Annotated in this window: 12 protein-coding genes; 8 read left to right on the forward strand and 4 right to left on the reverse strand. The window is 50.1% G+C overall.

The features are described from left to right. The 4 genes from ACFQ03_RS16475 to ACFQ03_RS16490 form a co-directional block, all read right to left on the reverse strand. A partial coding sequence (locus ACFQ03_RS16475; RefSeq protein ID WP_379289492.1) for a recombinase family protein occupies positions 1-1,591 on the reverse strand: 1,591 nt, incomplete at its 3' end. A 118-nt stretch (positions 1,592-1,709) separates the two neighbouring features. Continuing rightward, a complete protein-coding gene (locus ACFQ03_RS16480) occupies positions 1,710-1,952 on the reverse strand; it encodes a hypothetical protein (protein WP_144933494.1) in 243 nt (80 codons plus the stop codon). A 128-nt stretch (positions 1,953-2,080) separates the two neighbouring features. Beyond that, positions 2,081-3,199: a GerAB/ArcD/ProY family transporter gene (locus tag ACFQ03_RS16485; RefSeq protein ID WP_379289494.1), complete on the reverse strand. Its 1,119-nt coding sequence runs from the start codon at positions 3,197-3,199 to the stop codon at positions 2,081-2,083. Between the two features lie 28 nt (positions 3,200-3,227). Beyond that, positions 3,228-3,452: a hypothetical protein gene (locus tag ACFQ03_RS16490; RefSeq protein WP_144933492.1), complete on the reverse strand. Its 225-nt coding sequence runs from the start codon at positions 3,450-3,452 to the stop codon at positions 3,228-3,230. Positions 3,453-3,763: 311 nt separating this feature from the next. Here ACFQ03_RS16490 and ACFQ03_RS16495 point away from each other — a divergent pair, with 311 nt between their 5' ends. The 8 genes from ACFQ03_RS16495 (at position 3,764) to ACFQ03_RS16530 (ending at position 11,742) form a co-directional block, all read left to right on the forward strand. Then, positions 3,764-5,293 (forward strand): spore germination protein, encoded by a 1,530-nt coding sequence (locus ACFQ03_RS16495; protein ID WP_150959957.1) that lies wholly within the window; start codon positions 3,764-3,766, stop codon positions 5,291-5,293. 208 nt (positions 5,294-5,501) lie between these two features. Further along, complete coding sequence (locus tag ACFQ03_RS16500; protein ID WP_379289497.1) at positions 5,502-7,028, forward strand: FMN-binding glutamate synthase family protein; 1,527 nt, start codon at positions 5,502-5,504, stop codon at positions 7,026-7,028. A gap of 20 nt (positions 7,029-7,048) precedes the next feature. Then, positions 7,049-7,786: a YqjF family protein gene (locus ACFQ03_RS16505; RefSeq protein ID WP_379289499.1), complete on the forward strand. Its 738-nt coding sequence runs from the start codon at positions 7,049-7,051 to the stop codon at positions 7,784-7,786. A gap of 60 nt (positions 7,787-7,846) precedes the next feature. Next, a complete protein-coding gene (locus ACFQ03_RS16510) occupies positions 7,847-9,046 on the forward strand; it encodes a Ger(x)C family spore germination protein (protein ID WP_186328211.1) in 1,200 nt (399 codons plus the stop codon). A 6-nt stretch (positions 9,047-9,052) separates the two neighbouring features. Beyond that, positions 9,053-9,289, forward strand: a complete 237-nt coding sequence (locus ACFQ03_RS16515; protein WP_144933487.1) for a hypothetical protein — start codon at positions 9,053-9,055, stop codon at positions 9,287-9,289. A gap of 17 nt (positions 9,290-9,306) precedes the next feature. Beyond that, positions 9,307-10,404, forward strand: a complete 1,098-nt coding sequence (locus ACFQ03_RS16520) for a GerAB/ArcD/ProY family transporter (RefSeq protein WP_379289502.1) — start codon at positions 9,307-9,309, stop codon at positions 10,402-10,404. An 84-nt stretch (positions 10,405-10,488) separates the two neighbouring features. Further along, positions 10,489-11,448, forward strand: a complete 960-nt coding sequence (locus ACFQ03_RS16525; RefSeq protein WP_379289505.1) for an AAA family ATPase — start codon at positions 10,489-10,491, stop codon at positions 11,446-11,448. Positions 11,449-11,535: 87 nt separating this feature from the next. Then, positions 11,536-11,742, forward strand: coding sequence for a cold-shock protein (locus ACFQ03_RS16530; RefSeq protein WP_144933484.1), 207 nt, complete (start codon positions 11,536-11,538; stop codon positions 11,740-11,742). Positions 11,743-11,985 lie beyond the last annotated feature (243 nt).

Consider the following 11,985-nt stretch of genomic DNA (forward strand, 5'->3'; position numbering starts at 1 on the left):
CCTCATGAAGCACCGCCTGGTCGATTAACAATCCGATGAATGCACGTTTGTCGGCCATGCTCAATGAAGAGGACGAAAGCAAATCTTTCAGTTGTCGCACATATTTTATCACACGGTCCGCATAATTAAAATTTTCGCAGGCGTGTTGAAGCATTTCATCAATGAATTGCATATCCTTCCGCAAAATCTTCAATTGTTCGTCCAGGCTCTCCAGCTTCGTCTGAAGCTCTTCCTTCGTCCGAATGATGCCGTAAGCATACAAATCCACATATTTGCTTCTCGCCCCGGCTCTATCCGTGATCGTGCGCTGGAGCTCCGCTTTGCGAAGCTGCAGCTCCTGCAGCTTGTGGTGGCTGGACAATCCTTCGATATATTTAATGACGTAGGGCTCGGGTTTTGCAAGAAGAACCGAGAGCCGCTGCCAGACGATCGCATCCACCCGGTCGACCCGCCAATTCCTCCCCCGGCATACCGGTCGGGCGGGGTCCGCCGCTCCTACCTTATATCCCTTCTTTGTCTTACCGGTGCAGGTATAGTACTTGACTCGGCCTCCGGCTGTCTTCGTCGTCACGCCCGACGTCACCGCGGCTCCGCATCTTCCGCACCGGGCCAGCCCTCTCAGCAGATAGTCCTCGGAAGGCCGTCCGCCCGTTTTCCTCCAGCTCTTAAGCCTGTGCTGGATTTGCTCGTACGTCGCTCTCTCAATGTAGGCCGGAATCGGGATGGCTATCCACTCCTCTCGGCTTTTGCGGACCGACCGCGGCTTGCCCTGCTGCTGGACAACTTCAGTTTTGCCGTAATAATAAGTTCCCGTATAGGATTCGTTCTTCAAAATTCGGCTGACGGTCGCCTGATACCATACAGAGCCGTTCGGAGCCGCAATCCCTCTGGAGGACAGTTCTCTCGCTATCCTCGAACATGAATAGCCTTTATTCAGAACCATATCGACCATCATCATATAGATACGTCTTTCTTCCGGATTTTCCACGATTCTGTCTTCTTCCGTATCGAAGGAATAACCGTATAACCGGCGCATCCCGACTGCCTCGCCCTTCAGTGCTTTTGTTCTTCGCCCACGCTTCGTGTTGGCCAAAATTTTGGCTTTGTTATACTGCGCGATGCTTCCCTGTACATTGAACATCAGCATGGATTCGGGGTTATTTTTATCCAGATCGAATTCGACAAATTCAATGTCGCAGCCCAAATCCCATATTTTGGACGACAGCTCGATTTGCAAATGCAGATACCGGCTCATTCGGTCCGGATGCAGAAAGATCGCTTTAGAGCCGATTCCCCGCTCCAGCAAATACAGCAAATAATTAATCAGGGGACGGTCCGGATTGTCACCATGTTCCCCCGCTTCTACCAGGATCATTAACTGCTCGCGGCTATAGTGATGCTTGCTCTCGGCATACCGGACACACCTCTCGATTTGCGACTCCAGAGAATAGCCATATTTGGCCTGGTCATCTGTAGATACCCTTACATAAACAAGAGCCTTGATCTGTTCGATCAAGGCATTCAATTGTTCCGTATGGAGTTGGTAAGCTTCCCGGATAATGATCATCGGCACCACCTTGCGGGTCTGCAAGTGAATAGAATCCTATTGCAGAATGCAAGCCCTATCCTCCCGAAAGAGCTTGCTTCGCGCCAAAGCCCGGATAACCGGAACGCTGTTAACTCATGGTTAATGCTGTTTCCGCTTACCGCTATTTCCGTTCCCCCTCCTTCTGACCGGACTTACATAATGGAAGAGATGATAGCTCTAGAAAATAATCCCGGCCCCGTCTTTCCGTCCGGGTCTCCTCCGGGTCCGGATACTTGCTCAGGACACCGGCCACCCAGGCAGCCAGCTCCCGAGCGAGCTGTTCCTCAGACTTCCACGCAGAAGTATTGCCGCTTCGGAATACTAAATCAGCGGATAATTCCTTCTTCATTAATCTTCCGGTCATCCTCCCCTTTCTGCTCCATGATAATACGTATTCCGTTCGAGAATTGTCCGATTCGTTCTAATTCATATTCCCCGTCTATTCGGCAGGAACGGCCCAAGAACCTCGGACACTCAACCGATCCGTCCGTTCTAAGCCTCTTCGTTGTCCCCGCCCCTCTGAAAACGGCGGCGAACCAACGCCAATACGAGAAGAAGGAATGGAAGCAGGACGCCAAACAAAAAAGTAATAACCGGCAGTGTATGTCGGCTCCATTCCATCAAATGGGCGGAATTGGTAAACAGGTCAACCGACAATGCCCACGCGACCAATGCTAACGGAATGATATAAATCGAATTCTGACGAACCCCTGTCAGCTTCCCCAACGCCTGCAGAGAGGCATAAAAATAGATCAGCAGCTTGATAAACAGCGAGATCATCCAAATAGTGGGGATCGATGCTTCAATCCGAGTAAAAAAGTCCCCTATATTCACCCTTTGCGCCAAGACATAACCGGGAAAAGTGTAGGTCGCTGCTGCTTTGGCCCCTAATACGGAGATGGCCACCGTACATATAAGCCAGAGAACCAAACCTCCCCACAGAGTTCCCCATATAAAATTTCTGGCTGCCTTGCGGCGATTCTTCACATGGATTGGATAAATCGTGAGAAAGAAAAATAACGGAAAGGTAGAGAAGCTATTATAGGAAATCGCTCCCCGTAACAAGGATGAGAATGGTGTGGTTAGGGCCGGCTTGAATTGATTCGCATCCATCTCGGGAATGAGGGCTGCAGTCAGCAGTACGAACAAAAAAATAAAGACCAGAATGTAAATCTCGCTGGCCCGGGCGATAGTAGCCAACCCCAAACGCAGGGCATAAACAGCCGTGATGACAAACAATCCGTTCAAATAAAAGATCGGAGTATCCGGAAAGATCTGATTACCGAGAAAAAAGCCTACATAGTACACCAAGCTGATCACACAAACGAAGTAGGCAAACAGAAAGGTTAACGCAATGGCCAGCCTGCCCGCCCATTTGCCCATCAAGATTTCCATCAAATCATACAATGTCTTATCCGGATAGAAGCTGGCCAAACGAAGGTACAAACCAACGACAAGCAAGTTGATGATAATCCCGATCCCCAGTGCCAACCATGAATCCTGCTGCGCTTCTTCAGCCAATTGCGAAGGAACGAACAGGATCGAGCTGCCGATCGTAAACAGAGTAACCAGCAGGCAGAACTGGCGGGTGGTTATCTCAGAACGGTTCATGCAATCATTCCTTTGCCCTTCAATTCTGTCATCCCCCGAACCATTCCACAAGCGGACTCACAGCTATCATGATCCATTCCATCAAGTTGGGAAACGGAAGCTGCAAGCTCTTAATGATTCCGATAGCTATCGCCGCCAACAGGGCAATGCTAAACAAGCGAAGCTCTCTGTAGAGCTTCTTACGTCTTAATCCGGGAACCTCCAGCCATACTCCCAGGGCGCCGGCCAATACGATCACCACGGCATACTCCAATGTTTCTCCCTCGCTTCCGGCACACTGTCAAATACAGGACTAACTTCGCGCCATGCCATATAACGACAGTCTGCTATCCTGGCCGGATGGTCCATGGATTGATTGTCGGGCGGCGCTTAATCTGATAATTCATTATTGACATAATTAAAACGGGATAATCATGGGGCAGGCACTTCCGGGCCGGATGCGGGAGGGTGCCGATTCACCGGCTTCCCTTATATTAAGAACATGTTATTCACGAATCACCCATGTTTAGGTCGTTTGCGATATGCCAATAATGTAAGCAAAACTCGCTTAATTGAGGTAGGCCCATGAGATTAAATCTTGTCCTTCAGGACAATCTGAACTTGCTTAGAGAGGCTTTTGGAAACAGCGACGACCTGATATTCCGGGAGCTTACCCTCGGTCCGCCCCCGGGCATCCGGGCAGCCTTCATATACATAGACGGAATGGCCGACCGGACCTCCGTCTATCGCCTAATAGAGTCACTTGCATCTCAGGCCGCTCACGACCAGTGGAGAGATTCCTCCGAGGCGGTCAGGCTTATGCGAATTACAGTAGGAGATTATCGCAGCTTGACCGATTGGGAGACCGTTCATCATGCTATCCTCTGTGGCGAGACGGTTATCTTGATCGATCAGCAAGCTCAGGCCTTTTCTGTAGATACGGTCGGTTTCGAACACCGGAATATAACGGAGCCTACCTCACAAACCGTGGTGCGGGGGCCGCAAGAAGGATTTACCGAGGCTCTGCAGACGAACATTACGTTGATTCGCCGCAAAATTAGAGACCCGAACTTATGGTTGGAAATGAACCCGGTCGGGCGCATAACGAAGACCAAAGTGGCGATCATGTACATGAACGGTCTGGTCAATGAGACGACATTGGAAGAGGTTCGTATACGCCTGCAGCAAATTGATATAGACGGTATTTTGGAAAGCAACTATGTAGAAGAGTTTATCCAGGACAAAACCTATACCGTCTTCCCGACGATCAACAATTCGGAACGGCCCGATGTCGTGGCGGCATCTCTGCTGGAAGGAAGGATAGCTATCCTTGTTGACGGTACGCCTTTCGTGCTGATGGTGCCCGCTTTGTTCACCCAGTTCCTTCAGTCGGCAGAGGATTATTATCACCGTTCGGATTTCGGTCTGCTGCGGCTGATTCGATATGTTGCTTTTTTTATCTCCTTGTTCGGTCCCTCTATTTATATCGCCGTCACCACCTTCCACCAGGAGATGCTGCCGACAGACTTGTTGATCAGCCTGGCTGCCCAGAGAGAGGCCATTCCGTTCCCGGCCTTTATTGAGGCGTTGATCATGGAAATCACCTTCGAGCTGCTGCGTGAGGCGAGCATACGAATGCCCAGAGCGATAGGCACGGCTATTTCCATTGTCGGAGCCCTCGTATTGGGACAAGCAGCGGTTGAGGCGGGCCTGGTTTCCCCCGCGATGGTTATCGTCGTATCCATCACCGCCATTGCCGGCTTCATCTTTCCAAGCTTCGAAATAGGAATATCGGCACGTATTCTGCGCTTCGGGTTCATGGGGCTTGCGGCCTCCTTTGGGTTCTATGGAATTTTCCTCGGAACGATTGCTCTCGTCCTTCACTTATGTCACCTGCAATCGTTCGGCGTTCCGTATATGACCCCGTTCGCTCCTTTTCGCGTTTCCGACCAGAAGGACAATGTCATCCGCATGCCTTGGTGGAAGATGTATACCCGGCCGGATATTGTAGTTAAGCAGAATACCGTCCGCACCAGAGATAGCGGACAGAGCGGCGGCGGGCGCTCCGGAACCGGAAGCGAAGCTCCTGCACAGAAGCAGAAGGACGAACAATGATGAGAGTTCAATGCAAAAAATGCTCCTAAAGGAGCCCTATAAATCCGCCAAGGGAAAGCCACACGTCGCATTCCGGGTCGGTAAATCCGGTGGACGACCATTATTAAAAACGCGGGTTCCGGGAATGAAGCTTGGATGGTTCAAGAAGCTCCCGCCCCCTGCTATCCTCAGGTTTAACTTACGATGACCATACAGAAGGAGATGCCTTATGCAAACATCGTTGATAGGGTCATTCCTGGTTTCTATAGCGGGCACCCTGCTGGCCTTCCTGCTTGTTATAGGCATGCTGGTCATCTTCTTCAAACCGATTACACAACGGCTGCTCGCTATGTTCATGAAAAAACTGATGTCTGAACGATATCCGGTTAATATTTGGGAGATGGTTACCGCCTTGACCCGCACAAATCCGATCAAGGTGATGGAGAACAGCCTCCGGGCGGCTTCCGGCGCCATTATTGAGAGGCCATTCGGCAGTCCACGCAAGCATCTGAGCTTCGACGGGCTGATTTTTACACCGGCTCAGTTAGCCGTACTCCCTGTCCACGAGGATGAGAATGTTGACCTTGAGGTGACCATCGGTCCGAAGGCCAAGAAGCCCATGACGCTGCAAATTCCTATTATGGCCGGAGCCATGGGGTATGGAATAGGAGTGAGCGAGAAGGTCAAAATCGCAATGGCCCGAGGAACATCCGCCGTCGGAACGGCGACCAACACGGGGGAAGGCGGTTTTCTGCCCGAGGAACGCAATCTTGCCAAATTTCTCATCTTGCAGTACAACTCCGGCCACTGGTCGAAGCAGCCTTCCATTCTCAATCAAGCGGATGCTATAGAAATTCATATCGGCCAGGGAGCTACCGCAACAGCCGCGAGCATTATTCCGCCTGAATTTATGCCCGGCAAAGCGCGTCAGGTCATGAACGTGAAGGACGGAGAAATCGTCGTTATTCCTTCCCGTCACCAGGAAATTAACCAGCCGGACGACCTGATCCCTTTGGTTGAAAGGCTGCGTTCGGTGACCGGCGGAGTGCCCATAGGCGTGAAGCTCTGCGCCAGTGCGAAGCTGGAGGCGGATCTGGAGGTAGCTATCCGGGCGAACGTTGATTTCATCAGCTTAGACGGAAGCCAGGCCGGAACGAAAGGCGGTCCGCCGATTCTCGAGGATGATTTCGGCCTCCCCACCCTCTTTGCCTTATGCCGTGCCGTCCGTTATTTGAATCAACGCGGAGTCAAGGATCAAATCAGTCTGTTGGTCGGCGGCGGGTTTTCCAATCCGGGGGAATGCCTGAAGGCTCTTGCGCTGGGAGCAGACGGAGTATACATGGGCACCGCCCTGCTGTGGGCCATGACGCACGAGCAAGTGACCAAAGCGATTCCGTGGGAGCCGCCTACGCAGCTTACCTTTTATCCGGGGGAGATGGCCGAGCAGTTCGATGAAAATCTGGCCGCCCGTCATTTGGAGAACTTCTTCACTTCCTTCGTCGAGGAAATGAAGCTGGGCATCCGCGCCCTCGGGAAAACCAGTCTGCAGCAGGTGCAGGCAGAAGATCTGGCCTCGTTGGACGAATGGACAAGCAAGGTGACCGGCATTCCCTTGGCCACGCAAGCTTACGACCCGCTCGGAGGTCCAGACCCGATGGAGCCTGCAGGGGACACCCAGGCAGTGCCGCAGAAGCCGACTTCTCCGACCTACCCGCAGAAAGGGAAAAACTGGTTTGACTATTTCAAGAAAAAATAATGAACGAGGGGGAACGCCGCATGAGCCATAGCCATTTCCCTCCGGCACAAGACGAGGACGCCTGGATCATGAAACAGAGCTGGCAGCATGTGCTGTTCCTTCACTGGCCGGTTCCGGTTTCCTCTATAAGAGAGAGGGTCCCCCGGCCTTTAACGATAGATACGTTCAAAGGGCAGGCCTGGCTTGGGGTTGTCGCCTTCCGCATGACGGGAATTCGGTTAAGGGGCTGCCCCGTTCCTTACCCCTTCTCTTTCCCGGAAGTGAATGTACGTACCTATGTCTCCCACCAACAGGGGCCGGGAGTGTATTTCATTACTCTGGACGCCTCCGATCCCATTGTGCTGAACATCGCCAAATGGTGGTACAAGCTTCCATACTACCGGGCCAAAATGCAGCTTAAGCACAAAGACGGATTTTTGAAGCTTTCAAGCCGGAGAGTGACATCGGAGTCCCCTTCTTTTGCGGCCCATTACCGTCCTTTGTCCGCGCCTTATCAAGCGGAGAAAGGCACTTTGGAGCACTGGCTGACGGAACGATACCGGTTTTATTGCATTGCGAAGCCGTACGTGAAAATCTACTGCGGTCAAGTCTTCCACCCTCCTTGGCCGCTGCAATCCGTTGAATTGGCCCAATTGGCGAACACATTGACGGATGCCTTGGGAATCCACTTACCGGACGAGCCTGTATTATTGCACTATTCCAGAGGGGTGAACGCCCGTTTTTCCGCTTTGCACACATACCCGGCAGTGTTCGTTTAAATTGATCGCCCCGAGTTAATAATGTTACTTATAACCAATGACAGAAGAATGGTGAGCCTAATGAAACGCCGCTTGAGTGTTGCACTTGTATGGGTACTCCTTACAATCCTTCTGACCAGCTGCTGGAGCCGCAGGGAACTGAACGACCTGGCGATTCAGGTCGCCGTGGGCATTGACAAGGCAGGAGAATTATACAAATTGACGGCACAGGTCGTCGAACCGTCCGAAGTGGCGAAAAAAGGGGCGGGAGGCGTTCGCTCTCCCGTCACTACTTATTCGGCCACAGGCAAGACTCTGATGGAGACTTATCGGAAAATGACGTTGACATCCCCGCGGCGATTGTACGGGGCTCACCTTCGCATGATTATTCTGAGCGACGAAATTGCCAAGGAAGGGCTTAATAAAGTAATGGATGTTTTCTCCAGAGATCATGAATTCCGAACGGATTTCTATATTGTCGTAGCCAAAAACACCAAGGCGGAAAATATGCTTAAAATCGTTACCCCCTTGGAGAAAATACCGGCGAACCGGCTGCTGTCTTCATTGGAAACCGCGCAGAGATACTGGGCCCCTGCTGTTGGAATTGCCATGCACGACCTGATCAACGACCTGATTAGCGATGGACGCGAGCCAGTCTTAACGGCGTTGGAATTGATAGGAGATCAGCGAATAGGCGAAACCCAGCAAAATGTTAAGGAGATCACTCCGGAAGCCGTCCTCCGGTACGCCGGTCTCGCCATTTTTAAGGATGACAGGCTCATCGGCTGGTTTGATCAGGATAACAGCAAGGGGGTAACCTACCTTCGCAAAAAAGTAAAAAGCACTGTGGCCATCATACCTTGTCCGGAGGGGCAGGGAGAGATAACGATTGAAGTCGGTAGGGCCGACAGCAAAATGATAACGAAGCTTAAGGACGGGCAGCCGGAGGCACAAGTAAAGATTAACATTGAAGGCAGCATCGCCGAGGCTAGCTGTTCCATCGATCTGACCAAGAGAGTCGTTCTCCATCAATTGGAACAGTTATATAAGGAAAGTTTGGAGAAGAAAATCCTGACCTCCATTCGTGCCGGACAAAAACTAGGCTCGGATGTGTTCGGCTTCGGAGAAGAGGTTCACCGTTCCAACCCGGCCTACTGGAAAAAAAATAAAAAAGACTGGAATAAAGCCTTCAGGAAAATGCCGATTCAAGTCGATGCGAAAATCAAATTGAGGCATTCCGGAACGATCGGGAACCCGTTTATGAAGACAGCTAAGGAGTAGGTTTGGATGTGGAAGAGTATTGGAATTATTCTGATCGGAGTTCTAATCGCGATCAAGGAAATACCTTATCTGAGAAAGCATCGACTGGCGAGAGAAGAAATTTTCTTCTGGCTTCTGCTCCTTATGGCCACAGGTTTGACGGCCGCTTATGTCATGAAAGTAAATATTCCTAATCCGCTGGATTGGATTATTGTCCTATATAGACCAATTAGCGAAGCATTGAAGCCTTGGCTGATAGAATAGAGGTGGGTCAGATACAGATGAGCGATAAATACACGGTCCGGCAATTTGCCATCATGGTCGCTCTGTTTTCCATTGGCACCGCCATTCTTATCGTCCCTTCCAGTATGGCTGAACTCGCCAGACAGGATGCCTGGATCGCCGCTGTGATTGGCACAGGATTAGGGCTGTGTCTATCCTGGCTGTATACGGTCGTGGGCAAACGGAACCAAGGCTTAACGCTGATGGAAATGAACGACAAAGCCTTCGGCTCTTTGGCGGGAAAAATCATTTCCCTGACCTTTGTTTTTTTCACCTTCGTTACCTCAGCCGAGCTGGTTTATTTCATGGGGCAGTTTATTACGATTCAGATTCTGCCCGGAACTCCCATGTGGGCCGTCAATATCACATGTATAATGCTTGTGCTATACAGCGTTCGATTGGGCTTGGTAACTATTGCACGTTCCGCTGACATTTTGTTTCTGTTCGTGGTGTTTTTATTCTTTATCCTGTTGGTAGCCCTTTCCCCGCAAATTGATATCAATCATCTGGGGCCGGTCATGGCCGAAGGACCGAAACCGATTATAAAGGCATCTGTTTTTTATATGAGTATTTTTTCCTTGACTCCCGTCGTGTTCCTGATGTTCTATCCATCCGGTGTGAACAAGCCGGACAAAGCAAACCGCGCTTTCGTCATTGGGGCTGCTATTGGCGGAGCCGTGCTTATCCTTATGATCTTTCTGGCCATAGCCGTACTAGGGGCACAAATGACCGAAATGCAAGTGTACCCCAGCTACTCTTTGGCCAAGATGATAAACGTGGGGGATTTTTTCCAGAGGGTCGAGGTCATTGTGGCCACCCTTTGGTTTGTTACTATTTATTATAAAATGACCATCCTGTTCTATGTCTCTGCTACGGGTCTCACCCATATTTTCAAGCTGAAAGATTACCGTCCGCTGACTTTGCCCTTAGGAATGATCCTTGCGATTCTGTCTCTGATCGTCCACCCGGATTACGCTCATAATGATTACTACAATAAACAAATATGGCTCCCCTACGGAGGCACCTACGGCATTATACTGCCATTGGTTCTGCTCGCGGTCACTTCCTTCAGGAGGAATGCAAAAAATAAGGGTTAACAGTAAGTCCGGGAGACGGTTTTACCATTTTAAAATATTCTTGCCCCTTCGCTAATATAATGTATAAGCGAGGTGGTAAGCTTAATGGCGGAAAGTGCTGAAGTAATCACTAAGGAGGTCCGGATTAAGAAAAATCCCGGGCAGATCAACATCGTTCTTAACAAGAGAGAACCGGAAGAAAATCAAGACCGCAAAATACTCGAAATTGATCCATGCAAAGAAGTTCTGGATGAGCTTCATCAAATGATCGGTTTGGATAGGGTCAAAAAATTGGTTTATGAAATTTACGCCTTCCTCAAAATCAATCAGCTGCGGGAAAATGCCGGGCTCAAGACAAACAAGCAGGTATACCATATGATTTTTAACGGCAATCCCGGTACTGGAAAGACAACGGTTGCCCGGATACTGGCTAAATTATTCCAGAAAATGGAGGTCTTGTCCAAGGGCCATCTGGTGGAGGCGGACCGGGCGGATCTTGTCGGGGAATATATTGGCCACACCGCCCAGAAAACCCGCGAATTGGTCAAAAAATCGCTTGGAGGAGTTCTCTTTATTGACGAAGCCTATTCTCTCTCCCGAGGAGGAGAGAAGGATTTCGGCAAAGAAGCCATCGATACCCTTGTCAAAATGATGGAGGATCACCGTAATGATTTCATCCTGATCCTGGCCGGCTACCCGCTGGAAATGGAAACTTTCATCTCCCTGAATCCCGGCTTACCTTCTCGCTTCCCCGTACATATTGATTTTCCCGACTACACAATCGAAGAATTAATGGACATCGCACGTCAGATGGCGAAAGAACGGGATTATGAGTTGTCCGAAGCATCGGAGCAGAAGCTGAAAGCGGACTTGGTCCAAGAGAAAGAACAAAATCTTGTCAATTTCTCCAATGCCCGCTATGTCCGAAATGTCATTGAGCAATCAATCAGAAACCAGGCCGTACGATTAATGCAATTTTACTCTCCGCAGATCAATCGGCTATCCAAGAAGGAGCTGCGGACCCTTCGAGCCGAGGACATTCTCATCCAAGAGCAGGGATACTGACCGAATAATTACCTGCAGATCATCACATATTATAAATGCGGTTCGATGGAAAATATTGTGGGATCATGATGGAAGGAGGGCTTTGTTTTGTATTCACGCAAAACTTTTGAAGAAATCGAACAAAGAGAGACGGAGGTATGGGCTTGCACCAATCAGGATTGCAATGGATGGATGAGACAGGATTTCTCCTTCGTGGACACTCCGGCTTGTCCCTTATGCCATAATTCTATGGAAAAAGAGGCCCGAATGCTTCCGGTTGTAGAAAATCTTACTCATCGAATGGTAAGTACTTAATGACACGATGCCTGCCGGCCTCAATCGATGATCCGTTCACGGCTCTCCCAAACTTTCTCTACATGCGCTAATTGCTTTAAATAGCTAAAACGCATCTATAAGGTACAAGGAAGCCGTATTCATAAATGCCCTTTTGGCAGCAGATTTTTCGAGAACCAGGGTCGTCCTAACTTTAAAGCGAAAATCAATGAAATTCATGCTTCAGCCTCCTCCCTGCCGCAAGAAACCAGGTTCCTCTCAAGG

It is taken from the genome of Paenibacillus residui (assembly GCF_042677205.1).
GTDB lineage: Bacteria > Bacillota > Bacilli > Paenibacillales > NBRC-103111 > Paenibacillus_L > Paenibacillus_L residui.